Genomic DNA, 25,052 nt, shown 5'->3' with positions numbered 1-25,052 from the left:
ACCGCACAGCGCCACCATTCCCAACACCAGCAGGAATAAACGCATCGTTCGGGCATTCCCGGGCGCGCCGCGCCCCACTCGAAAAGTCTTCGTCCTTCTCCCCATTAGCCCGATGTGCGATGCAGCGTCCAGAGAGGTGGGTTCCCGTGACGGTGCTTGCTCGGGTCCTTTGAATAAGAAATAGGGCCTGTCGTCCCATCTCGTCCCGGAACATCTCCCTTCGCTCGACCATGCATGTGATCCGTTCCGCCGTTGTCGTCCCCGTGTGCGCCTGGCTCGCCCTATGTGTGCCCGAAGCGCGCGCGCAGGAGCAGCAGCCCGTCCCGGGGCCTGGAGCCGGGACCTCGTCCGCCCCGGGGCCTGAGACTTCGGGGGAGCCGCTGACGCTGGAGCGCGCGGTGTCGCTGGCGGCCGAGCGCAACGAGTCCGCGCTGACGGCCCAGGCCCGCTCCGAGGCCGCCGAGGCGCGGGTGGCCCGCGCCCGTGCCTTCTTCCTGCCGAGGCTCAACGTCAGCGCCACCTATACGCGCCGCCTGCAGGAGGTGGTGCGCCGGGTGGGGGACGAGGAGGTGGTGATCCAGACGCGCAACGCGCTGTCCGGCAATGCCACGGCCAGCGTGCCCCTGTTCGATGCGCGCGGCTTTCCGCTGCTCCAGGCGGCGAGCCGCGACCGGGAGGCGACGAAGCTGGACGCGGTGGAGGCGCGCCGGCAGGTGTCCTTCCAGGCCGCCACCGCCTTCCTGTCCACGCTGGGCCTGCAGCAGGTGGCCCAGGCCGCCGAGCGCCGGCTCGCTTTCGCGAAGCAGTCGCTCGAGGATGCGAAGGCCCGGGCCCAGGCTGGCCTGGCCAGCACCAACGACGTGACGCGCGCGCAGTTGGACGTGGCCACCGCGGAGGCGGAGCTCGCTGACGCGGTGGGTCAGGCCGAGACGAGCCGGTTGGAGCTGGGCTACCTGCTGGTGGCGCCGGTGGAGGGCCCGCTGGCGGCGCCCGAGACGCTGCTGGGCGAGGCCTCGCGGCCCGTGGAGAGCTTCACGGTGCTGGCCGAGGACGCCCTCGAGCGCCGTCCGGACCTCCTCTCCGCGAAGCTGCGGGTGGAGCAGCAGCAGGCGCTCGCGCGAGAGCCCCTGGCGCGGCTGTTCCCCACGCTGTCGGCCTCCGGGGTGTACAGCCTCACCAACGAGGCGGGCCTCTCGGGCCGCAACTGGAATGCCTTCGTCTCGGTGAACCTCGGCTGGTCGCTCTTCGACGGGGGCGAGCGCTACGCGGAGCGCCGGGAGCGGCTCGCCCTGGTGCGTATCCAGGAGCTGGACGTGGCGGCGCGGACGCGGCGGGTGGACGTGTCCGTGGACCGGGCGAACGTGGCGCTGCGCACCGCCCAGGCCCAGCTGAACCGGGGGCAGGTGGCCTTCGACGCCGCCCGCCAGAACGCGGAGGAGACGAGCATCCTCTACCGTCAGGGGATTGCGTCCTCCCTGGCGTTGAGCGATGCGCAGGTGAGGCAGTTCGAGGCCGAGGTGGCGCTGGCCCGGGCTCGCTATGCATTGGGGTCCGCGCTCCTGGAGCTGCGGGCCGCCGTGGGACTCGATCCACTGGGGAAGGAGCCGTAGGTGAAGATGCGTGTGGTGACAATGGCTCTGGGCATGGCGCTCGCCCTGGGGACGGGGTGTGGCAAGCCGGCGGGCAGTGCTCCGGCGGCGCAGGGTGGGGGCAAGGGCGGCGGGAAGGGCGGAGGCCCTGGGGGCCGCGGGCCCATCCAGTTCCCCGTGGAGGTGCGGGCCGTGGAGTCGCGCGACGTGGAGTACGTCGTGTCGGCGGTGGGCTCGGTGGAGGCCTTCGAGCAGGTGCAGATCACCGCGCGCGTCGCGGGCGTGGTGGAGCAGGTGCGCTTCATGGAAGGCCAGTCGGTGAAGAAGGGCGAGGTGCTCGCGGAGATCGAGCCCACGCGCTACAGCATCGCGGTGCGCTCGGCGCAGGCGGCGCTGGAGAAGGCGCAGGCGTCGAAGGCCGAGGCGGAGGCGGCGGCGGGGCGGCGCACGGCGGCCAACGAGGCGAGGCCGGGGCTGCTGCCGGCCGAGCAGATCGACACGGCCGAGGCCCGGGCGCGCACCGCCGCGGCGGATGCGAGCGCGGCGAGGGCGGCGGTGGATCAGGCCGAGCTGAACCTGCGGGACGCGTACGTGAAGGCGCCCATGGAAGGGGTGCTGCAGACGCGCACGGTGCAGACGGGGCAGTACGTGCAGCCGGGCACGGTGCTGGCCACGCTGCTGCGGCGGGATCCGCTGCTCCTGCGCTTCGCCGTGCCCGAGTCGGACGTGGCGCGGCTGAAGCCGGGGATGCCGGCGCGCTTCACGGTGCGCTCGGACTCGCGCACGTACACGGGGAAGATCAGCTACGTGGCGGACGCGGCGGATTCCGCCAGCCGGATGGTAAAGGTGACGGCGGAGGTGCGCGGCGAGGAGGCCAAGGCGTTGCGGCCGGGGGTGTTCGCCACGGTGACGGTGCCGGTGGAGACGTCGAAGGAGGCTCCAGTCATCCCCCAGACGGCGGTGCGCCCCAGCGAGCGCGGCTTCCTGGCCTTCGTGGTGCAGGACGGCAAGGCGCGCGAGCGCGTGGTGGAGCTGGGCCTGCGCACGGCGGACGGGCTCGTGGAGGTGCGCGAGGGCCTGAAGCCCGGCGAGCAGCTGGTGGTGCGCGGGGGCGAGGCGCTCAAGGACGGCGCCGGGGTGCGCGTCGCCGAGGGAGCCAGGCCCGCCTTCACCGGTGAGCCGCGCAAGGAAGCGGACGCGAGCACGGGAGGCGCGGCTCCATGAGCATCACGGACGTCTGCATCAAGAAGCCCGTCTTCGCCTGGATGCTGATGGCGGCGACCATCGTCTTCGGACTGGTGGCGGCCGGGCGCATCGGCATCAGCCAGTTCCCGGACGTGGACTACCCCGTCATCAGCGTCAACGTGAGCTGGGAAGGGGCCTCGCCGGAGGCGGTGGAGACGGACATCATCGAGCCGCTCGAGGAAGCGGTGATGCAGGTGGAGGGTGTCAAGGCCATCACCTCGCGCGCGAGCCAGGGCGGTGGCGGCATCTCCGTGGAGTTGGATCTGTCCATCGACGTGGACAGGGCGCTGCAGGACGTGACGTCCAAGGTGAGCCAGGCGCAGAACCGGCTGCCGCGGGACGTGGATCCGCCGGTCATCTCCAAGAGCAACCCCGAGGACAACCCCATCGTGCAGGTGGGCGTGTCCGGGCCCTTCTCGCGGCAGTTCATCTCCGACTTCGCCCGCTACCGGCTGAAGGAGTCGCTGCAGACGGTGCCGGGCGTGGGCGAGGTGTCGCTGGGTGGCTCGCTGGATCGCAACGTGCGCATCTGGGTGGACGGGCAGAAGCTGGACGCGCGCGGGCTCACCGTGTCCGACGTCATCGCCGCGCTGCAGCGGGAGCACGTGGAGCTGCCCGCGGGCCGCATCGAGACGGCGGGCCGCGAGGTCAACGTCCGCGTCATGGGCGAGGCGTTGGACCTGGAGACGCTGCGCCACCTGGTGATTCGCGAGGGCAACGGCTCGCCCATCTACCTGTCCGACGTGGCGCTGGTGGAGGACGGCTTCGAGGACGAGCGCCGAATCGCCCGCGTGGATGGCCAGCCCGCTCAGGGCCTCGGCATCCGCAAGCAGCGCGGCGCCAACGCGGTGGAGGTGGCCCAGGGCGTGCGCGCCAAGCTGGCCGAGGTGCAGAAGGACGCGCCCCCGGGGCTGGAGGTGGGCATCAACTTCGACTCCACCCGGTTCATCGAGGAGAGCGTCCACGAGATCGAGTTCGAGCTGCTGCTGGCGTGCCTCCTGACGGCGCTGGTGTGCTGGGCGTTCCTTGGCTCGCTCTCCAGCACGTTCAACGTGATCCTCGCCATCCCCATGTCGCTGCTGGGCACGGTGGCGGTCATCTACTTCCTGGGCTTCACCCTCAACACCTTCACGCTGCTGGGCCTGTCGCTGGCGGTGGGCATCGTGGTGGATGACGCCATCATGGTGATGGAGAACATCTTCCGGCACGCGGAGGAGGGGAAGCACCGGGTCAAGGCGGCGAGCGAGGGCACGAAGGAGATCACCTTCGCGGCCCTGGCGGCCACGCTGGCGGTGGTGGCCATCTTCATCCCCGTCATCTTCATGAAGGGGGTCATCGGCAAGTTCTTCCTCCAGTTCGGCGTGACGCTGTGCGTGGCGGTGCTGCTGTCCTACGTGGAGGCCATCACCCTGGCGCCAGCGCGGTGCGCGCAGCTGCTGAAGACGGGCCGCGAGGGCCGCAGCAAGGTGGGCCTGCTGGTGGACCGGGCCTTCACCTGGCTGGAGCACCACTACGGCAGGGTGCTGGCCAAGGCGCTGAAGCGGCCCTGGTGGGTGCTGGGCGGCGCGCTGGCGCTGCTGGCGCTGTCCGGCTTCGCCTTCAAGAGCCTGTCGAGCGAGTTCGTGCCCTCGCAGGATCAGGGCCGTGTGATGATCCGCATGCAGACGGCGGTGGGCAGCACGGTGGATGAAACGAACCGCATCTTCCTGCGGGCCGAGGAGTTCCTGCGCAACCGGCCCGAGGTGAATCGCCTGTTCGCGGTGGTGGGCGGCGGTGGTGGCGGGGTGAACGGCGGCATGCTCTTCGTCACCCTGGTGCCCCCGGACCAGCGCATGCCGATGTCCGAGTTCAACCAGGTGCTGCGCAAGGAGTTCAACTCGTACCCGGGCCTGCGCGCGGTGGTGATGGACCTGTCGCAGAGCGGCTTCACCGGCTCGCGCGGCTTCCCGGTGGAGTTCAGCGTGCGCGGCTCGGATTGGGAGCGGCTCATCGAGTCCAGCACGGACATGCGCGAGAAGCTCCAGGCGAGCGGCAAGGTGGTGGACGTGGACACGGACTACCAGGTGGGCATGCCGGAGCTGCGCATCACGCCGGACCGGGCGCGCGCCGCGGACCTGGGCGTGTCCATGCAGGACGTGGGCTCCACCCTCAACGCCCTGGTGGGCGGGGTGCGCGTGGGCAAGTACAGCACCGGCGGGCGCCGCATCGACGTGCGGCTGCGCCTCATGAAGGATCAGCGCTCGCGGCCGGAGGACCTGTCGATGTTGAAGGTGCGCACCGGCTCCAGCGAGCTGGTGCCGCTCTCCGCGCTGGTGACGCAGGAGGAGCGTCCGGCCCTCCAGGCCATCACGCGCAAGGACCGTGAGCGCGCCATCAGCATCTTCGCCAACGTGGCCCCCGGCACGACGCAGCAGGATGCGATGGAGACGGTGCAGCGGCTGGCGAAGGAGCTGCCCGGCGGCACGCGCGTGGTGTTCGGCGGCTCCAGCGTGGCCTTCAAGGAGTCCATGGACAGCCTCCTCTTCGCCCTCTTCCTGGGCATCGGGGTGGCCTACATGGTGCTGGCCTCGCAGTTCAACTCGTTCCTCCACCCCATCACGGTGCTCACCATCCTCCCGCTGTCGGTGGCGGGCGCGGCCTTCGCCATGTGGGGCACCAACACGACGCTCAACATCTTCAGCATGATCGGCCTGCTGCTGCTGATGGGCATCGTGAAGAAGAACTCCATCATCCTGGTGGACTACGCGCTGCTGCAGCGCGAGCAGGGCGCGAACGCGGTGGAGGCCATGCAGCGGGCGGGGCCGGTGCGCCTGCGGCCCATCCTCATGACGTCGCTGGCCACGATGATGGCGGCGGTGCCCGCGGTGCTGGCGCTGGGCGCGGGCAGTGAGACGCGCGCTCCCATGTCCGTGGCCGTGCTGGGAGGCCTCTCCGTGTCTACCGTGCTCAGCCTGCTGGTGGTGCCCGCCTTCTACGTGGTGGCGGACCGGATGAAGGCGCGGTTGGCCCGGCTGCGCGGTGGCTCCGGGGACTCGGACGAGCATGACGCCGGCTCCGGTGGCGTGTCCTCGCCCGTCGCCGAGGCGGACAAGCCCCGGCTCGCCGGGAGCTGAACCCCCGAGGATTCGCGGGCCCCTCGTGGATTTCCGAGGGGCTCGCGTCTCCCGACTCCCCGGATGTCGCGGGGTTGACGTCCGGCAGGCCGCTTGCACTAGCCTCCGCGTTTTCCTCGAAGGGGGTATGCATGCGTCACGCGGTGGTGTTCGGCGCGCTGGTGGCCGTTGGGTTGCTGTCCGCGCCCAGGGCCGAGGCGTGCGGTGGTTTCTTCTGTTCCCAGACGCCCATCGATCAGGCCGGCGAGCGCATCGTCTTCGGCGTGAGCGGCAACTCGGTCGAGGCCCACATCCAGATTCAGTACCAGGGAGCGGCGGAGAAGTTCGCCTGGGTGGTGCCGGTGCAGACGAAGCCCACCTCGCTGAGCCTCGGGTCGGCGCAGCTCTTCACGTACCTGGATCAGGTGACGCAGCCGCGCTTCCAGCTCCAGTGGGAGCCGTCGTGCCAGCCCCTCTTCCCGGGGCCCATCTTCTCGCCGCCCATGGAGGACGGCGCCCCGGGTTCGGCGGGCGGGGACGGCGGTGTCGTGGTGGTGGCGCGTGAGGACGTGGGGCCCTATGACGCGGCCACCCTCACCGCGGACGACGCGGTGGCGCTGCGCGAGTGGCTGACCACCAACGGTTACGACATCCCCGAGGCGGCCGGCGAGGCGCTCGCCCCGTACGTGGGCAACGGCTACTACTTCGTGGCGCTCAAGCTGCAGCAGGACAAGGACGTGGGGGATCTGCGGCCCATCGTGCTGAAGTTCGAGGGCACCCGGCCCTGCGTGCCCATCCGGCTCACGGCCATCGCGGCGCGCCCGGACATGCCCATCATCTCCTATGTGCTGGCGGACAAGCGCGCCATCCCGCTGAACTACCGGCACGTCCTCATCAACCCCACGCGCGTGGACTGGATCGGGGGCGGCCGCAACTACCCGGCGGTGGCCACGGCGGCGGTGGACGAGGCGGGAGGCCGCGCGTTCCTCACCGAGTACGCCGGGAGCGCCACGGCGTTCGCGCAGAACTTCGCGCAGAGCTTCGGCCGCAACTATGACACCGCTGCGCTCTCGGCCATCGCGCACCCGGTGGACTTCACCCAGCAGATGCTCTACCAGGGCTTCCTGGGAGACACGGCGGTGCAGGGCCTGCTGCGCAAGTACATTCCCATGCCGGCCTCGCTCGTGTCGCGCGTGCCGGAGTCCCAGTTCTACAACTTCATGTGGAGCTACCGGTCCGACATCGACGCGGATCCGGGGCGGCCGGCCTTCGATGCACAGGGCTTCGCGCAGGAGCTGGAGACGCAGGTGGTGCAGCCGCTGCAGGGGGCCATCTCCCTGCTCAACGCCCACCCGTACCTCACGCGCCTCTACACCACCATGTCCGCCCAGGAGATGACGGTGGATCCGGACTTCGACTTCAACTCGGACGCGCCGGACGTCTCCAACGTCTTCACCGCGAAGGCCCGCTTCCAGACGTGCCAGGAGGACCTCTCCAAGCGCGAGGTGCGCATCGAGCTGCCGGATGGACGCTTCTTCATCACGAAGTTCAACCAGCCCATCAACCAGGGTCCGAGCGCCGAGCGCGTGGAGCAGTACAGCGACGTGGGCGCGCCCACCGTCATCCAGGACAACAGCCCCGTCATCCTGGGAGTCATCCAGGGGCTGGGCGGTGGGCTCGCCGCGCAGGGGTGCGGTTGTGGTGCCACGGACGCGGGCTCGGTGGCCCTGCTGACCCTGGTGTTCGGCGCGTGGAGCCTGCGCCGCCGCCGCTAGCTCCCTCTCCCTCTGGGAGAGGGTGGGGGTGAGGGTCTTCCCCATTGAACGAAGAGGCCCCCGGGAGGTGTGCTCCCGGGGGCCTCTTCCATTCACACGGGACGCAGCGGGACGACGCTCAGTACGTGCCCTTGATCGAGACGCCCGAGTAGGTGCTGTAGCCGTTGAGCATGACGTGGTAGCGGCCGGTGGTGGGCTGCGCGGTCATGTTGCACGTCTCGTTGTTGCCGCTGATGTACGGGCGGCAGCCGTACGAGGTGGTGGTCGGCTGCGAGCCGAACTTCACGTACAGGTCCGCGTCGCCCGTGCCGCCGCTCATGACGAAGGACACCGCCAGGCCCGCCGGGACGTCCAGGTAGTAGAACTTCTGCGAGCCCGTGGCGCCCGCCTGGCCGGTGAGGGCCACGCCGTTGGTCAGCGCGGTGGCCGGAGCGGGAGTCACCGGGATGCCCACGCCCACGGCCTCCCAGGCCTTGGTGACGGCGGTCTGCGCCGCCGAGCCCGAGCCGTAGAGCAGCGCGGCCGCCTGCTCGGTATAGGTCTTCGCCTGGGCGAAGGTGGTGCTGGCCGTCATGAAGTCCGTGTTGGCCTTGTAGAAGATGGCGCCGGCCTTCTGCACGCCGGTGCCCGAGGGCACGACGGTGGTGCTCTTGCCGCGCGGGTGCGTGCCGCCCTTGCTCAGCAGGCAGAAGGCCAGGTTGGCGATGCCCGAGTTCCAGTGCACGCCGCCGTTGTCGGAGGTGCCCACGTAGCGATCGGGGTAGTAGTCCTTCGACGAGCCATCCAGTGCCGGGTCGCACATGTAGCGGATCGCGTCACCCGCGGTGGCCGGAGTCCACGAGTCCTCGCCAATCTTGAAGACGTCCGCGCTCATGGACCAGGCCGTGCTCCAGCTCTCGCAGTAGGCGGCGGAGACGTCGCTGATACCCTCGTTGAGCGCGCCGGACTCGTTGGCGTAGGTGAGGTTGGACTCGGAACTGGTGATGGCGTGGGCGTACTCGTGGATGACGAAGTCCAGGTCGCTGCACAGCGGGCCCGAGTTGATGCCGTCTCCGTCGCCGCACACCATCTGGGTGCCATCCCAGAAGGCGCCTACGTAGTTGGTGCTGTAGTGCACGGTGGCCGTCAGCGTCGCCCCGGCGCTGTTGTACGAGTCGCGGTTGAAGTTGGCCATGAAGCAATCATAGAAGGTGCCGAGGTTGGCGTAGGCTTGGTTCACGACGGGATCGCCCGTGGTGATACCGCCCTCGCTGAGCCGGAGGGTTCCCGGCAGCGTGGTGCTGTTGTTGGCCGAATAGACCCGGCGGTTGCGCGCGTGGTGGATGTCCGAGGTGCGCTCCTCGATGGCGCCGGTCAGCGCGTTGACGAAGACGTGATCGCGGATGGGCTCATCCGCGTCCGCACCCGTCACGACGACCTCGAAGACGAGCTTCAGCCGGCCCTCCGCGCTGGAGCGGACGTAGACGAGGCGCGGGGCCTCCTCGGCGTGGACGGTGCCCGGGGTGGACTCGAGCGCCGCGACGCGGGCGGCCTCGGGAGCGATGCGGGCCTGGAAGGGGACAGACTCACCATCGCGGGCCGAACCGTTGGCGGCGTAGACGTTGCCGTTCTCATCCACGTGGACGACGAGCTCGTGGCCGATGACGGGCAGCCCGTTCTTCGTCTGCTCATAGCGGATGTGCGTGTGGCCCTGCTCATCCTGGGTGAGCCGGCGCACGACGAGGTCCGCGGCATCGAGCCGGAACACGGGGGTGAGGCGGGCCAGGGCGGTGCTCACCTGGGCGTGGGCCTCGGCGGCCGAGAGGCCCCGGAGAGAGCTGCCCGACGCGCCGAACCGTCCGCGAATCATGTACGGGACGCCGTCCTCGTGAGTGCCAACCACCTGGGCCGAGGGCAGGGCGGCGAGCGCGGCCCGCACATCCTCGGTGGAGCCGAGCTCCGCGGAGGGGTCAACGGATTCGGTGTCACAGGCAGTGAGCGCGAGCGAGAGGCAGGCTGCGAGCATCCGGGTACGCATGCGGTAATTCCCCCTGGTTGGCGGCGGGGTGCCGCCGAGGGAGAGAGCATGAAGGCCCGTCAGGCCCGGAATCAATGCGAAAACGGAATCTGTCTTCGAGGCGGCGGCTCGGGGCTCCGGCGAAAAAAGGAAGCCCCCGGGAGGTGTGCTCCCGGAGGCCGCTTCAGCTCACGCTGGAGTCAGCGAAGCAGGGCTCAGTACGTGCCCTTGATCGACACGCCCGAGAAGGTGCTGTAGGCGCGGAGCATGAGGTACATGCGCTGGTTGGTGCTCTGCGCCGCGATGTTGCACGTCTCGTTGTTGCCGGCCAGGTACGGGCGGCAGGTGTACGAGGTGGTGGTGGGCGTCGCGCCGATCCGCACGTACAGGTCCGCGTCACCCGTGCCGAGGCTGGACACGAAGGAGGAGGCGCGGCCGGCCGGGACATCCAGGTAGTAGTGCTTCTCGGTGCCCGTGGAGGCCGACTGGCTGGTCAGGGCCACGCCGTTGGTCAGCGCGGTGGCGGGAGGCGGAGGCGTCGAGGAGCCCACGCCCACGGCCGTCCAGGCGGCCGACACGGAGGCGACCTCGGCCGTGGTGTAGCCGAGGGCCGTCGCGGCCTGCTCGGTGTACGTCTTCGCCTGGGCGAAGGTGGTGGAGGCCGTCATCAGGTCGCGGTTGGCGCGGTAGAAGATGGCGCCGGCCTTCTGGATGCCGATGCCCGTCACGTTGGTGGTGGTCACGCCGCGCGGGTGGGTGCCGCCCTGGCTGAGCAGGTAGAAGGCCAGGTTGGCGATGCCCGAGTTCCAGTGCACGCCGCCGTTGTCGGACGTGCCCGTGTAGCGCGTGGGGTAGTAGTCCTTGGACGAGCCATCCAGCGTGGGGTTGTTCATGTAGCGGAGCGCGTCGCCCGCGGTGGCCGGCGTCCACACGTCATCGCCGATCATCCACACGCTCGCGTCCACCACCCAGCCCTGCGTCCAGGCCTCGCAATAGGCGGCGAAGATGTCGCTCATGCCCTCGTTGAGGGCGCCGGACTCGTTGGAGTAGGTGAGGTTGGACTCGTACTGGGTCACCGCGTGCGTCAGCTCGTGCACCGTCACGTCCAGGGACAGGCCGAGCGGCGCGGACTGCACGCCATCGCTGTCGCCGTACACCATCTGGGTGCCGTCCCAGTAGGCGTTGGTGTAGTTGGTGCTGTAGTGGACGATGGCCTTCAGCTGCGCGCCCGCGTTGTTGTACGAGTCACGGCCGAAGTTCTGGGAGTAGCAGTTGTAGGTGAGGCCGAGGTTGTCGTAGGTGCCATCCACGACGGCGTCGCCGGTGGGGGCCTCTCCCTCGCGGCGGACCACGTTGCCCGCGGTGCCCGAGGAGATGATCCGGTAGAGCGCCGAGTGGATGTCCGAGGTGACCAGCTCCACGGCGCCGGTCAGGGCGTTGACGTAGACGTGGTCGCGGATGGGCTGGTCCACGCCCTCGCCCGTGACGACGACCTCGTAGGCCAGCTTCAGGCGGTTGTCCTTCTCGGAGCGGACGTACAGCAGGCGGGCATCGCCCTCGGTGGCGATGTGGCGGCCCACGGTGTTGTCCAGGGCGGCGGTCCTGGCGGCCTCGCCGGAGATGCGGGCGCGGGAGGGGACGGACTCGCCATCGCGGGCCGAGCCGTTGGCGGAGTAGACGTTGCCGTTCTCGTCCACGTGGACGATCAGCTCATGGCCGACGACGGGCAGCCCGTTCTTCATCTGCGCATAGCGGATGTGCGTGTGGCCCTGCTCGTCCTGGGTGAGCCGGCGCACGACGAGGTCCGCGGCATCGAGCCGGAAGACGGGCGTGATGCGGGCCAGGGCGGTGCTGACCTGGGCGTGGGCCTCGGCGGCCGAGAGGCCCCGGAGCGACGTGGCCGACGCGCCGAACTGGCCGCGGATCATGTACGGGACGCCGTCCTCGTGAGCGCCAACCACCTGGGCCGAGGGCAGGGCGGCGAGCGCGGCCCGCACGTCCTCGGTGGAGGCGACGTCGGCGGAGGGTTCAGCGGATTCAGTGCCACAGGCGGTGAGCGCGAGCGAGAGGCAGGCTGCGAGCATCCGGGTACGCATTCAGTGATTCCCCCTGACAGGCGGCGGGGTGCCGCCGAGGTGGGGGAGCATGAAGATCCGTCAGGCCCGGAATCAATGGAAAGACCGGCAATGTTGACTGCCGAACACTTCCGGGGCCGGGAGGGGTCACTTCGCGGAGTGGACATCCTTGGCGTACTGCACCAGGGCCTCCTCGGCCTCGGTCCCCGTCCACCCGAGCGGCACCATGCGCTCCAGCTTCTTTCCGTTCACCGAGACGATGAAGTAGCGATCGCAGCGATCGCCCTCGCCATAGGAGATGCCCAGACGCAGGCCGAGCTGCCGCGCCCGGGTCTCGAGCCGGGCCGTGGTGGAGGTCGCGTAGAATCGGGGGAGGATGAGCACGCCCCCGCTTCAACCAGAAGGGGCCGCGCCTTTGAAGGACCACCTGGGGCGTCACCTGCCGGGGCCACCCTTCAGGGTGGGATGGCTCACGGGCGGCGCTTCTTCGACAGCCAGCGGCTGACGCTCACCTTCCCGAAGCGTCGGCCGAACAGGTACCAGGTGAAGACGGCGCCGAAGATCGCCGCCGACAGGGCAATGCCCATCAGGCCCAGCACCGGCAGGCCGTGGTACTGCCACGGCGTCTGCGCGAACGAGATGAAGGCCCCGACGATGAGTCCGCATGCGCACAGGCCCATGAACATCACGATGGCCGCGCTGCGCAGGTTGTCGTTCAGCTTGTCGAACTGCTCGGCCCGCACCGTCACGCTGAACTTCCCCGACTCCAGGTCCAGCAATATCTGCGACAGCTGCGTGGGCAGATCCTGCGCCAGCGACTGGAAGCGCAGGAGCGTGCGCATCAGCCCGCCCTGGAGCTGGCTGGGGTCATACCGGTCCGCCAGGAGCTCCTTGGCGTAGGGCATGGCCACCTCGAGGATGTTCAGGTCCGGGTAGAGGCTGCGCAGCATGCCCTCGGTGGACACCGAGGCCCGGCTCAGCAGTGCGTACTCCTTGGGGATGCGGATGCGGTACTTCACCGCCAGGTCCAACAGCTCGCGCATGAGGCTGCGCGCGTCCACCTGGCCGAGCGTCATGGGCAGGTGCCTGCCGAGCAGTCCTTCAATGTCGTTGCGGAAGCCCACCAGGTTGGCCCGCGCGTCCGGCACGCCCACCCGGTAGAGGATGCGCGCCACCGAGTCGCTGTCCTTGAGCGCCACGGCCAGCGCGAGCATCACCAGCGTCTCCTGCATGGCGCGCGACAGGCGGCCCACCACGCCGAAGTCCAGCAGCGCCAGCCGGTTGCCCTCCAGCACCAGGAGGTTGCCCGGGTGGGGGTCGCCGTGGAACAGCCCGTCCTCGAAGAGCTGCCGGAAGCTCGCGTCCAGGATGTGGCCCGCCACCTCCCGCCGGTCCTCGGGTGACAGCTCCGCCTGGCTGATCTTCACCCCGCGCACGAACTCCATCGTCAGCACCGTGCGGCTGCTGAGCGCGTCGTACACCCGCGGAATCTTCATGTACGGCCGGTTGCGGTTGTTCTCGAGGAAGGCCCGGATGTTCGAGGCCTCGTGCACGAAGTCCAGCTCCTCGTGGATGGCCCGGTCGAACTCGTCGACGATGCCGGTGGGCGAGTAGATGCCCGTCTCCTCCACCACCGCCTCCAGCAGCCTCGCCAGCGAGCGCAGCACCACCAGGTCCGAGTCGATGCGCTCGGAGATGCCCGGCCGCTGCACCTTCACCACCACCTCCTCGCCCTCCAGCGTCACCGCGCGGTGCACCTGGGCGATGGAGGCGGCCGCCAGCGGCTGGGGATCGATCTGCTTGAAGAGCGCGTCGGCCTCGCTGCCCAGCGAGCCGCGGATCTGCGCGTACACGTCCTCCAGCGGGAAGGGCTCCACGTGATCCTGCAGCGTGGACAGCTCCTCGATGTACTCGGCGGGCAGCAGGTCCGCGCGCGTGGAGAGGATCTGCCCCAGCTTCACGAAGGTGGGGCCGAGGTCATTGAGCAGCATCCGGAAGCGGCGCGCGGTGGAGGCGCGCTGGGCCTCGGGGGACACCTCCACCTTCTCCCGCCGCCCGAGCTGGCGCCACACGCCCGCGCGCTCCAGCCACTCGCCGAAGCCGTGGCGCGCTGCGATGACCCCAATCTGCCGGACGCGGTTCAAATCCTGGAGGAGCACGGTGGCCGGCACCTTTCCACGGCCCCGCGCCGCCCGCAAACCCCAAGAAGCCCTGCGGGCTCCGTGCTCAGGCCGCCCCGGAGGCGGGCTCGGAGGTGGGCTCCGCCAGGGGCCGGGGCGTGGGTCCGAAACGCAACAACAGGTAGCCCACCACCGCGGACAGCAGGGAGCCGAGCAGGATGCCCAGCTTGGCCTCCGTGAGCAGCTGCGGCTCGTTGGCGAAGGCCAGCCCGGCCACGAACAGGGCCACCGTGAAGCCGATGCCGGCCACCACCGACACCCCGTGCAACTGCAGCAGCCGCGCCCGGCCCGGCATGTCCGCGAGCCCCGTCTTTACCGCCACCCAGGTGAAGAGGAAGATGCCCACCTGCTTGCCCACGAAGAGGCCGAGCATCACGCCCAGCGGCAGCGGCTTGAGCAGATCCGCCAGGCTCATCCCCTCCAGGGAGATGCCCGAGTTGGCCAGTGCGAACAGCGGGACGATGGCGTACGCGGACCAGCCGTGCCAGATGTGCACGAAGCGGGTGAGCGGCGGCTCGATGTCCTCGAGCTGCTCCTCGATGTGCAGCAGCTGGTTGGTGCGCACGGCCTCGTCCTCGGGCTCGAGCAGCAGTTGGCCGATGAAGCCGTGCAGCTCCTCGAGCACCTGGCGGCCGCGGCGCACGGGCCGGGCGGGGATCATCATCCCCACCACCACGCCCGCGATGGTGGCGTGCACGCCGCCGTGGTGCATGGTGTACCAGAGCGCGCCGAGCAGCACCGCGTACACCAGCCCGTTGCGCACGTAGAACTTGTTGCACGCGGCCAGCAGCGCGGTGACGCCGAGCGCCGCCAGCAGCCACTCCACGTGCAGCCCGGTGCCGTAGAACATGGCGATGACGAGGATGCCGCCGATGTCGTCGAAGATGGCCAGCGCGGTGAGGAACACCACCAGCCCGTGGCTGACCCGGCCCTTGAGCAGGGTGAGACAGCCAATGGCGAAGGCGATGTCCGTGGCCATGGGGATGGCCCACCCCTTGAGCGCCGGCGTGCCCGCGTTGATCGCCGCGTAGATGCCGGCGGGCACCACCATGCCACCCACGGCCGCGATGAGCGGCAGCATGGCCTTGGACAGGGTGCGCAGCTCCCCGGCCGCCAGCTCCCGCTTGATCTCCATCCCCACCAGGAAGAAGAAGATCGTCATCAACCCGTCGTTGATGAATTCACGCACGGTGAAGTGCAAGAGGGTGTTGCCCGAGCCGAGGGCGAGGGAGGCGTCGAAGAGGCCCGTGTAGGTGCTGGCCCAGGGGGAGTTGGCCCAGATCAGGGCCACCACGGCGCAGAGCGCCAGGAGGATGCCACCGCTGGCTTCCAGCCTGAAGAACGCCTGGACGGGGGCGACGGCGGCCTTGAAGAGACGGGGGACGGGAACGGGCTGGACGGTGCTGGGCTGGGTCTCCATGGCGGGGGGAAGGTTGCCTGCCGGGAGGGACCGGGCCAACCGTTTTCGGCCAGGGAACCCACGATTTCGCCGGACGGTGGCGGCAGCCTGTCAGGGGGGCGTGCTAGCCATCGGCGGAGTAGGAGCGAGCGGGTGGACGGCAGAAGTCATGTGTTCTGTTGATCCGGAACCAGACGCATGACACAAGGGGCGGCGATGGGCGCGACGCAAGCGAAGGCAGGCAAGGGACACGGGGACGAGGCCGAGGCGCAGGTGGAGGCCCCGGCCGAGGCGGCGGGCACGCGGGAGATTGGCGCGCTCACCCCGATGATGCGGCAGTACCTCGAGGTGAAGGCGCTCAACCCGGACGCCATCCTCTTCTTCCGGCTGGGGGACTTCTACGAGATGTTCTTCGAGGACGCGGTGCGCGCCTCGGAGCTCTTGCAGATCACGCTCACCGCGCGGGCGAAGAACGCGGAGAAGGTGCCCATGGCCGGGGTGCCGTACCACTCGGCGCGCCGCTACATCGCGAAGCTGGTGGAGCACGGGCTGAAGGTGGCCATCTGCGAGCAGGTGGAGGAGGCGGGCAGCGGGCCGGGGATCGTCCGGCGCGAGGTGACGCGCGTCATCACCCCCGGCATGGTGCTGGACGAGGAGGCGCTCGAGCCGCGGGCGAGCAACTTCCTGGCCGCGGTGTACCCGGGGGCGCAGGGCTTCGGGGCGGCGCTGCTGGAGGCCTCCACGGGCGAGTTCTTCAGCCTGGAGGCGGAGACCACGCAGGAGTTGGTGGAGGCGCTGGCCCGGGTGGAGCCGAGGGAGCTGCTGGTGCCCGAGGGAGAGAAGGACTCCCCGGACACGGCCTTCATCGTGTCGCGGCTGGCCCGGCCTCCGGCGGTGGCGGAGCTGGAGAAGGCGGCCTTCGAGCCCGGGCGGGCCACGGTCTACCTGCGCGGACATTTCGCGGTGCAGTCGCTGGAGGCCTTCGGGCTGCAGGACGCGCCGTTGGCCACCGGGGCCGCCGGTGCGGCGCTGCGCTACCTGAAGGACACGCAGAAGACGGCCGCCGCCCACGTGGACAGGCTCAGCCGCCACCAGCGCGGCGTGCACCTGCTCATGGACGAGGCCTCGCGCTCCAACCTGGAGGTGCTGCGCACCCTGCGGGATGGGGGGCGCAAGGGCTCGCTGCTGGGGGTGCTGGACAGGACGGCCACGGGACTGGGAGCGCGCAAGCTGGCCCGGTGGCTGGCCGCGCCCCTGTGCTCGCTGCCGGAGATCAACGCCCGGTTGGACTCGGTGGAGGAACTGTCCCAGCGCAGCGTGTGGCGCGAGGAGATGACGAGCCTCCTGAAGGAGGTGGGCGACATCGAGCGGCTGTGCGGCCGGCTGTCGCTGGGGGCGGGCAACGCAAGGGACTTGAGGGCGCTGGGGTTGTCGCTGGCGCAGCTGCCGCGGCTGGGGGCGGTGCTCGCGCGCTGCGAGTCTGTGCTGCTCAAGTCGCTGGCGGGGCCGCTCGGCGCGCTGCCGGAGCTGACGCAGCTGCTGCTGGGGGCGGTGGTGGACGAGCCGCCCCCGAGTCTCAAGGAGGGCGGCTTCATCCGGCCGGGCTTCCACGCCGAGCTGGACAAGCTGGTGGAGCTGTCCACGTCCGGCAAGGACTTCCTGCTGAAGATCGAGACGCGGGAGCGGGAGCGGACGGGCATCAACTCGCTGAAGATCCGCTACAACAAGGTGTTCGGGTACTACCTGGAGGTGACGAAGGCGAACCTGCACCTGGTGCCCTCGGACTACATCCGCAAGCAAACGATGGTGGGGGCCGAGCGCTTCATCACCCCGGAGCTGAAGGAGTACGAGGAGAAGGTGCTGACGGCGGAGGAGCGCCGGAGCGCGCTGGAGCTGGAGCTCTTCGAGCAGCTGAGGGCGCAGGTGGTGAAGGAGGCGCCGCGGCTGCGCTCTGCGGCGGAGGCGGTGGCCACGGCGGATGCGCTGCTGTCCTTCGCGCGCTGCGCGGCCGAGTACGGCTACGTGCGGCCGGTGGTGGACGAGTCCGAGGTGCTGGCCATTACGGCCGGGCGCCACCCGGTGGTGGAGCGGATGCTGGGGGCGGGGGAGGCGTTCGTCCCCAACGACGTGAAGATGGACTCGGAGGAGGCGCAGATCCTCGTCATCACGGGTCCGAACATGGCGGGCAAGAGCACGGTGATGCGGCAGGTGGCGCTGACGGTGCTGATGGCGCAGGCGGGCAGTTTCGTGCCGGCGGGCTCGGCGCACATCGGCCTGTCGGATCGGATCTTCACGCGCGTGGGAGCGGCGGACAACCTGGCGCGAGGGCAGTCCACCTTCATGGTGGAGATGACGGAGACGAGCCACATCCTGCACCACGCCACGCGGCGCAGCCTGGTGGTGCTGGACGAGATTGGCCGTGGCACGTCCACGTACGACGGCCTGTCCATCGCCTGGGCGGTGGCCGAGCACCTGCACGACAAGGTGGGGGCGCGGACGCTCTTCGCCACGCACTACCACGAGTTGGTGGACCTCTCCCGGGAGAAGCCTCGGGTGAAGAACATGTGCATCGCGGTGCGGGAGCAGGGCGGCAAGGTGCTCTTCCTGCGCAAGCTGGTGCCGGGTGGGGCCAACCGCTCCTACGGCATCGAGGTGGCGAGGCTCGCGGGCCTGCCGCCCGAGGTGGTGATGCGGGCGAGGGACATCCTCCAGAACCTCGAGTCCGGTGAGTTCGACGACAGCGGGCGGCCGAGGCTGGCGCGGAGGACGTCGCGGGCGCCGTCGCCGGGGCAGCTGGGGCTGTTCGGTGGAGGCGCCGAGCCGGGGCCGAAGCTGGAGCCCTCGCACCAGAAGGTGCTGGAGGCGCTCCGGGGCGTGAAGGTGGACGAGACGACGCCCATGGAGGCGCTCAACCTGCTGGCGAAGCTGCAGCGTGAGCTGAAGTAGGGGAGGGGGGCGCTCGGACGTGGTGCCCGCGTCAGCAGGGTGGCCTACACTGCGAGGGGAACCACCCATGTCCGACCTGGTGCGCCGCGCCCATACCGCCCTCTTCGAGCACACGTCCGACGGCGTGCTGGTGCTCGACCTCCAGTATCGGCTCGTGGAGGCCAACGCCGCCGCGCAGCGGCTGCTGGGGGAGTCTGGCGACGCGCTCCGGGGCAGGCCCCTCTCGGAGCTGCTGCCGCAGTGGACGCCGCCCGAGCCGTTGTCTCCGGAGGACCCGCCGCGGGATGGTGAGTGGGTGTGGCACGGGACAGCGGGCTCCCCGCGCCATGCGCACGTGCTGCGCGTGCGCTGCGTGCCCCTGCCGGAAGGCCGGATGCTGGTGCTACGAGACATGACGGCCCACGCGGAGGTCGAGGCCTCGTTGCGCCAGCAGAAGGAGTATTACGAGTCGCTGGTGCTCCACAGCCCGGTGGCCATGGTGACGGTGAACCTCCGGTTCAACGTGGTGTCGTGGAATCCGGCGGCCGAGCGGCTGTTCGGCTACACGGCGCGAGAGGTGAAGGGCCGGAATCTGCTGCGGCTGGTGGCGGGGGAGGGGCCCATCCGGGAGGAGGCCGAGACCACTGCGCGCGAGGCGCTCGAGCATGGGCGGGTGCAGATCCTCACGCGGCGCCTGCGCAAGGACGGGACGCCGATCGACGTCGAGCTCCTGGCGCTCCCGGTGATGGTGGAGGGGGAGCGGGTGGGCTTCATCGCCATCTACCACGACATTACCGAGCTGCGTCGGCTGCACGAGCAGGAGGTGGCGCACCTGCGCACCATCCAGAGCGAGCGCGAGCGGGCGGATCAGTTGCTGCTCAACATCCTGCCGAAACCGGTGGCGGACCGGCTCAAGAATGGCCAGCGGATCATCGTGGAGAACTTCCCGGACGTGACGGTGCTGTTCGCGGACCTGGTGGACTTCACGCGCTTCGCCGCGCAGCACTCGCCGCCGGACGTGCTGCAGGTGTTGAACATGGTCTTCTCCATCTTCGACCAGCTCACGGACGAGCTCGGGGTGGAGAAGGTGAAGACGATCGGGGACGCGTACATGGCGGTGGGCGGGCTGTCGTTGCCGAGGAGCGACCATGCCGAGGCGATGGCGGACCTGGCGCTGGCCATGCGGGCCGAGGTGTTGAAGCTGGGAGATCAGTTGCAGATTCCGCTGCACGTGCGGATTGGGCTGCACTCGGGCCCGGTGACGGCGGGGGTGATCAGCGGCAAGAAGTTCGCCTACGATCTGTGGGGCGACACGGTGAACACGGCGAGCCGGATGGAGTCGCACGGGGTGGTGGATGGCATCCACCTGTCCGAGGCGGTCTACGAGCGGCTGCGAGACCGTTACCGCTTCCAGGACCAGGGCGTCGTCCACGTGAAGGGGAAGGGTCCCATGCGGACCTGGCTGCTGCTCGGCGCGCAGTGAGCCGGGGCGTGCAAATGAAAAACCCCTGCCGCCCTATAGAGTGGCAGGGGTCGATGGCCCCCCGCAGGATGAACGAGGAGCACGGGACGAGGACGCCGGGCTATTGCCTACGGGAGGAGCACCTTCACCGGGGAGTGTTGTTCGAAGTTGGAGCCATTGCCGAGCTGGCCGTAGTAGTTGTAGCCAGAGGCCCACACGGTGCCGTCCAGCTTGAGGGCCAGGGAGTGCATGCCGCCAGCCTGGACGGCTACCGCGCCCGAGAACCCCGGCACCTGCACCGGTGTGATGCGCAAGGTGGTAGTGCCATCGCCGAGCTGGCCAGCATAGTTGTCTCCCCAGGCCCACACAGATCCATCATTCCTCACCGCCAGTGAATGAGAGGAGCCCGTGTCGATGCGCGTGACGCCAGACAAGCCGGAGACCCGCACTGGCGTGGCGCGGTCGGTGGTGGTGCCATCGCCAAGCTGGCCAGAGTAGTTGCAGCCCCAGCCCCACACGGTTCCATCCTGCTTCAGCGCCAGGGAATGGTAGGAGTCGGCAACGAGGGCTGTGGCTTGCGTGAGACTCGTGACCCGCACCGGCGTGTAGCGTGACGTCAGGGTACCGTCTCCGAGTTGGCCGCAGATGTTGTCGCCCCAAGCCCACACGGTTCCATCCTGCTTCAGCGCCAGCGAAAACCTCCCACCTGCTGCGACGCTCATTACGCCCGAGAGCCCCGCTACCTGCACCGGTGTGTACTGCGGAGGAGTGACACCGATCCCGAGCTGGCCGTGCGAGTTGTTGCCCCAGGTCCACACGGTTCCATCCTGCTTTACGGCCAGCGAATGCTCCTTATTCGCGGCGATGGCCACCACGTTCGTGAGCCCCACGACCTGCACGGGCGTGGTTCTTATTGTGGTGGTGCCATCCCCGAGCTGGCCGTGCGAGTTGTTGCCCCAGGTCCACACGGTGCCGTCCTTCTTCAACGCCAGGGAATGCGCCTCACCCGTGGTGACGGACTCCACGTTGTCGAGCCCTACCACCCCTACAGGCGTGGTGCTCTGGGTGGTTGTCCCGTTCCCGAGCTGTCCCTGCTGATTCATTCCCCACGCCCTGACAGTCCCCTCCTGGTCCATCTTCAGGCTGTAGTGATACCCAGCCGCCAGGCTCGAGGCTTTCGGCAGGGATGCACCTACCACCGCGAAGGCCAAGTCATCCCGGTCATCATAGGAACCGCCCGTGCAGGCGCCCGGGGAGCCCATATAACGGAAGGCCGCGCGTACAGCCTGGGTGCTGCCGCCGCTTGGCGGCAGCGTGTAGTTCACCCGAAGCGTCTGCGCACCAGCCCCGGCAGGCACCAGGGTGGTGATGAAGGTCCAGGCCGGGTTGCTCGCGTCCGCCGCGTAATACAGGTCCAGCGCGTCCGCCGTGTAGCTGGACCAGGCCCACACATCGACTTCAAGGGTCACCTGCTTACCGGGCGCCAAGTCGGTGCCATCTGTGGTGTAGACCTTCACCCGCTCCACCGACTCGTCGTTGTGGTAGGCGCCAGCGGTACCGTCGGGACAGGTTGCGCCTAGGGTGTTGGGCGCGTTGAGCTCGGGTCCCATCGTCGGCCCACGGCCGTTGACGAGGCTGCCCGAGTCACAGCCCGAAGCCACTCCGGAGCACCGGGGCACCTTCAAGGTCGAATCGTAGCTGGCCGTTGCCGTCAGCGCCGCCGTGGTAGCTCCTGGTTGCTCCGCTTGTCCCTCGATCGTCTCCCCGGGCCCACAAGCCCACAGCCCCACCGCCAGGACAGCCCCGGTAAATTGCTTCCACATGTTTCGTTTCCCCCCTCGTGAACAACTTTCGCGGGTCTGACTACCAGTGGCTTGAGGCAGGTGCTGTGAAGCACCTCACATGAGACGGGTGAGCACGTTCACATGGGCCCGGCGTCATTCACCGTGACTGCGCGTCGCACCCCCACGGCCTCGGCTCACGTGCCTGGCTGCTCGCTCGAGGTGCGATCACCGGTGCCCGATGCGTCCCGGGCTTCCCGCGCCCCCGCTGGGGAGGCGGCGCGTTGCAGCACTGGAGAGCGCTCGATAATCTGCCCGCATGGCAGAGGATGACGGCGGCAAGCCGGAGACATTGGAGAAAGGCTCGGCGGACGCCACCGAGCTCGAAAGCATCAGCTCGCAGGCCGCCTACGACGCGTTCCTCGTCGAGGCGAAGGCCGTCGAGCCGGGCTTCATCGAGGAGTGCTGCGCCGACATCGTGCTCGCCTATCACACCGTGATGCGCGGCGTGGAGAACGTGCTGGGCAGCGGGACGGTGGTCATCGGCAGGCTGCCCAACATCAACGTCGTGGATCTCTCCATGCTCCCGCGGCTTGCCCAGGGCTTGGCCTTCGCCGCGCTGCAGGTGGACCGTGAGCTCGAGGCCGCCTCGTTCGGGAAGCTCTTCGAGAAAGTGCAACACCTGCGCCGCAAGCTGCGCAAGGCCGCTGACGCCCTCGCCGAGGCTCGCCTCCTTCCCGATGCCGATGTCGATGAGGTCTGGCTCCGTGGGCAGCACGATGCCCTGGACGACTGCCTGGCGCTCGTCGCGTTGTTGCGAAGGAACGAGGCGAGGATCGCCGGCCACTCGCCGGTGTCGGCATCCGACCTCGCCGAGGCGGAGCAGCTCGCCGGGAAGCTGCGCGTGATGCTCGGGCAGCAAGGAGTCGAGAGCAACGGGGCCGCGCCGTCCCTCGTCAAGGCCGTGGAGCTTCGCGATCGGTTCTGGACGCTGTTGAATCAGCGTTACGATGTGCTCTGGCGGTGCGGTGCGTGGCTCTACGGCCGTGCGGTTGACGAGCGCGTGCCGCCGCTCCCGGTCCGGCAGGCGCTGGTCGGCAAGGCCCGGAGCGCTCCGGTCGAGCGGGAGGCACCGCAGCCCGTGCCGGAACAGCGGCGGATCCTGAGTCCTCCGCCACTCAAGCCCGCGCCGGTGAGCCCGCCGGCCAGTGCGAGTGTTCCCGTTGTGCGCGACAGCGCCCGGCACTTGCACGATCTGCAGAAGGATCTGGAGCGAAAGGCCCGCTTCCTCGTCCGGATTGGCGTCATTGCGCCTCCGAGTTGAGCGAGCCTCTTTCCCTCGACCCCCGCCGCCCGGATGGGCGGCAGGGGCGGAGACGGACCCGGGCCTCCTTCAGCGCTGCCCCATCAGTTCGTGCACTGGTTCGCGCCGGCGTTGTTGCTGAAGTAGTTGGAGGTGACGAAGTCCCACGGGACGTTGGTGGTGCCGGGACGGGTGCCATCGCTCACGGTGATGCCGCAACCGGCCGAGTCGCTGAACGTGCTGTTGATGATGTTGTCACCAGAATCCTTGTACACGTTCAGGTTGCCCGTGCCGATGCTAGGCGCAGGGCCTCCCGCGCCAGCGTGGCTGACGAGGGCGAGGTTGATCAGGCTTCCAGTGGCGTCCCAGAAGTGCAGCCCGCGCCAGAATCCCCGGGTGGGAGTGGGCGTGTCCGGGACGAAGCGAATGGGCCTGGGGTTGTCGACGTCCTCGTATCCGTCCAACCTCAGTATTCCGGGCTGTCCATCAGCGCCGATGCTCATCCCAGCCTCCGGCTTGAACCGCAACTCCGTCCCCGGGCTCAGGGTTAGCGTCGGGGTGGTGCTCGCGGAGCCCACGTTGATGAAGTCGCTGATCACGTAGGGAATGCCGAGGTTCGGCCACCTCTGGGTGGTAACCACGTTGCCAGTAGGGATATTCACCGCATCGTGTCCATTCCCATGGAAGGTGCCACCGGTGGGAAGGGTGCCAGCCTGGTTGGCCCACACCGAGATGGCGTAGCTGCCATTATCGTGTGCGCTCAACCGGGCCGAGCCCGGGCCGAACTCCGCGCCCCATGCCAATTTGGCTCCGTAAGTGAGGCTCTTCCGGACGATGACATCGTTGATGACGGGGCGCGCGCCTTTATCGGTTACATCGAGGTTCGCGCGCTCGTCGTCACCGCCACCTCCGTACTCGATGATGGCGTGTGAGAGGCGGGTGTTGCTGGAACTCCTGGAATACACGATGACGCCCGCCCAGTGGCCGGGAGCGGGGGTGGCCGCATCGGCGGTGAGCAGGACGGGGGCGGTGGCGGTTCCATCCACGACCAACTCCCCCGGCAGGGTGCCGGTGCTGCCACCGTTGCCAACGGTCAACGCGGCGTTGGCTCCGAATCGCAACACCGTGCCGGCGGGAATGGTGAGCGTGGGGGTGGTGGAGCTACCGACTTTGACCCGGCCGTTCACGACATAGGGGAGGCCCCGGTTCGGCCAGGTCTGCGTGCGCAGGACATCGCCCCGTAGCTCGATGGCCTGGAGCTTGTTGCCGGTGAAGGTGCTCTCCGCCGGGAGCGTGCTGGCCTGATTGGCTCCGATACGCACGGCGTAGCCCTCGCTATTGGAGACGTTGAGCGCGGTCGACTCCGTGCCGAACGCACTGCCATCGTCGGCCACCAATATGCCCGCGGTGCCGCTGTCGCGCACCGTCACGTGGCGAAGTAGCGGCGCCGCCTGGTTCTCCAAGGCGAGGCAGGCGCCCGTTCCCGAGGCATTCCCACAGTGGCTCAGCGTGACGTGGTTCAGCTCCGAATCGCTTCCCGCGGCGGCGAGCACGACTCCGCGCCAATAGCCCTTGGTGGGCACGCTCTGTCTGGCCACCATGCGGATCGGTGCTTCCGGGGTACCCAGCGCCCGCAGCGCTCCGGTGATGACGCGCAGCTCGGAGTCCTGATCGAAGCGGAGCTCTACCCCGGCCTCGATGGTCAGCGTGGCCCCTGTCACCTGGAGGGCGCCGCGCACCACGTGCGGGTTGTTGGCCGCGCGCCAGGTCTCATTGGCGGTGATGGCGGTTTCGTGAAGGGTGGGCTGGATGATCGTGAGGGTGGCCTGCCCGTCCTTGGTGACTCCCTCCACGGTGGCACTTGCGCCGACGGTCGCCGTTCCGCCACCCACGGGGGTGACCTTGCCCGTCGAGTCCACCGTTGCCACGGATGCGTTGCTGGACGTCCAGGCATAGCTGGAGATGGTGAGGGGCTGGCCGCCCTCGTCCGTGGCGCTGGCTGTGCACTGCGAGGTCTGCCCGACCTCCAGGGACGTGGGGGTGCAGCTCACCGACACCGCGCCCAGCTGGGGTTTCTTTTCGGGTCCGGGGCACCCGGCGAGCACCACCAGGGTGCTGAACCAGAGGGATGCCTTGTTGAGGCTCATGATCCGTGAACTCCTTTTTCCTCTTGTTAGGAGGTCACGATCATAGGACGGATTGTTTGCCTGGGGGGGAATCGTTGGAGACA

Annotated in this window: 14 protein-coding genes; 7 read left to right on the top strand and 7 right to left on the bottom strand. The window is 69.1% G+C overall.

Annotated features, from left to right (window positions below):
- Positions 1-398 precede the first annotated feature (398 nt).
- The 4 genes from NR798_RS25470 to NR798_RS25455 all read left to right on the top strand — a co-directional run bounded on the left by NR798_RS25470 (position 399) and on the right by NR798_RS25455 (position 7,701).
- A complete protein-coding gene (locus tag NR798_RS25470) occupies positions 399-1,610 on the top strand; it encodes a TolC family protein (protein ID WP_375765087.1) in 1,212 nt (403 codons plus the stop codon).
- Between the two features lie 6 nt (positions 1,611-1,616).
- Entirely contained in the window at positions 1,617-2,813 is a 1,197-nt protein-coding gene (locus tag NR798_RS25465; RefSeq protein WP_375765086.1) for an efflux RND transporter periplasmic adaptor subunit, read from the top strand.
- Positions 2,810-5,947 (top strand): efflux RND transporter permease subunit, encoded by a 3,138-nt coding sequence (locus NR798_RS25460; protein WP_375765085.1) that lies wholly within the window; start codon positions 2,810-2,812, stop codon positions 5,945-5,947. The genes NR798_RS25465 and NR798_RS25460 overlap by 4 nt, the downstream gene beginning before the upstream one ends.
- Positions 5,948-6,078: 131 nt before the next feature.
- A complete protein-coding gene (locus NR798_RS25455; RefSeq protein ID WP_375765084.1) occupies positions 6,079-7,701 on the top strand; it encodes a DUF2330 domain-containing protein in 1,623 nt (540 codons plus the stop codon).
- Positions 7,702-7,819: 118 nt separating this feature from the next.
- Here the strand turns inward: NR798_RS25455 and NR798_RS25450 are convergent, their stop codons facing one another.
- The 5 genes from NR798_RS25450 to nhaA all read right to left on the bottom strand — a co-directional run bounded on the left by NR798_RS25450 (position 7,820) and on the right by nhaA (position 15,372).
- A complete protein-coding gene (locus NR798_RS25450; RefSeq protein WP_375765083.1) occupies positions 7,820-9,718 on the bottom strand; it encodes a M4 family metallopeptidase in 1,899 nt (632 codons plus the stop codon).
- A gap of 194 nt (positions 9,719-9,912) precedes the next feature.
- The gene (locus tag NR798_RS25445) at positions 9,913-11,793 is read right to left on the bottom strand and encodes a M4 family metallopeptidase (protein ID WP_375765082.1); all 1,881 of its coding nucleotides are present in this window, start codon (positions 11,791-11,793) and stop codon (positions 9,913-9,915) included.
- 126 nt (positions 11,794-11,919) lie between these two features.
- A complete protein-coding gene (locus NR798_RS25440) occupies positions 11,920-12,156 on the bottom strand; it encodes a hypothetical protein (protein ID WP_375765081.1) in 237 nt (78 codons plus the stop codon).
- An 86-nt stretch (positions 12,157-12,242) separates the two neighbouring features.
- Positions 12,243-13,931: an ABC1 kinase family protein gene (locus NR798_RS25435; RefSeq protein WP_375765080.1), complete on the bottom strand. Its 1,689-nt coding sequence runs from the start codon at positions 13,929-13,931 to the stop codon at positions 12,243-12,245.
- 67 nt (positions 13,932-13,998) lie between these two features.
- On the bottom strand, positions 13,999-15,372 hold the full coding sequence (gene nhaA / locus NR798_RS25430; protein ID WP_375765079.1) for a Na+/H+ antiporter NhaA: 1,374 nt from the start codon (positions 15,370-15,372) through the stop codon (positions 13,999-14,001).
- A 306-nt stretch (positions 15,373-15,678) separates the two neighbouring features.
- Between nhaA and mutS the strand changes: the two genes are divergently transcribed.
- Both mutS and NR798_RS25420 read left to right on the top strand, forming a co-directional pair.
- The gene (mutS, locus tag NR798_RS25425; RefSeq protein ID WP_375773820.1) at positions 15,679-18,297 is read left to right on the top strand and encodes a DNA mismatch repair protein MutS; all 2,619 of its coding nucleotides are present in this window, start codon (positions 15,679-15,681) and stop codon (positions 18,295-18,297) included.
- A 67-nt stretch (positions 18,298-18,364) separates the two neighbouring features.
- Complete coding sequence (locus NR798_RS25420; RefSeq protein ID WP_375765078.1) at positions 18,365-19,759, top strand: adenylate/guanylate cyclase domain-containing protein; 1,395 nt, start codon at positions 18,365-18,367, stop codon at positions 19,757-19,759.
- Positions 19,760-19,866: 107 nt separating this feature from the next.
- On the opposite strand, the gene NR798_RS25415 is transcribed toward NR798_RS25420, so the two are convergent.
- On the bottom strand, positions 19,867-21,561 hold the full coding sequence (locus NR798_RS25415) for an RCC1 domain-containing protein (RefSeq protein ID WP_375765077.1): 1,695 nt from the start codon (positions 21,559-21,561) through the stop codon (positions 19,867-19,869).
- A 277-nt stretch (positions 21,562-21,838) separates the two neighbouring features.
- On the opposite strand from NR798_RS25415, the gene NR798_RS25410 reads away from it, so the two are divergent.
- On the top strand, positions 21,839-22,843 hold the full coding sequence (locus tag NR798_RS25410) for a hypothetical protein (RefSeq protein ID WP_375765076.1): 1,005 nt from the start codon (positions 21,839-21,841) through the stop codon (positions 22,841-22,843).
- 83 nt (positions 22,844-22,926) lie between these two features.
- Here NR798_RS25410 and NR798_RS25405 read toward each other — a convergent pair whose 3' ends face one another.
- Complete coding sequence (locus NR798_RS25405) at positions 22,927-24,969, bottom strand: Ig-like domain-containing protein (protein ID WP_375765075.1); 2,043 nt, start codon at positions 24,967-24,969, stop codon at positions 22,927-22,929.
- Positions 24,970-25,052: the final 83 nt, after the last annotated feature.

The organism is Archangium gephyra, from assembly GCF_042230915.1.
Classification (GTDB): domain Bacteria; phylum Myxococcota; class Myxococcia; order Myxococcales; family Myxococcaceae; genus Archangium; species Archangium gephyra_B.
Note: the sequence above shows the minus strand (reverse complement) of the source record. Positions and strands in the feature narration are given on the sequence as shown.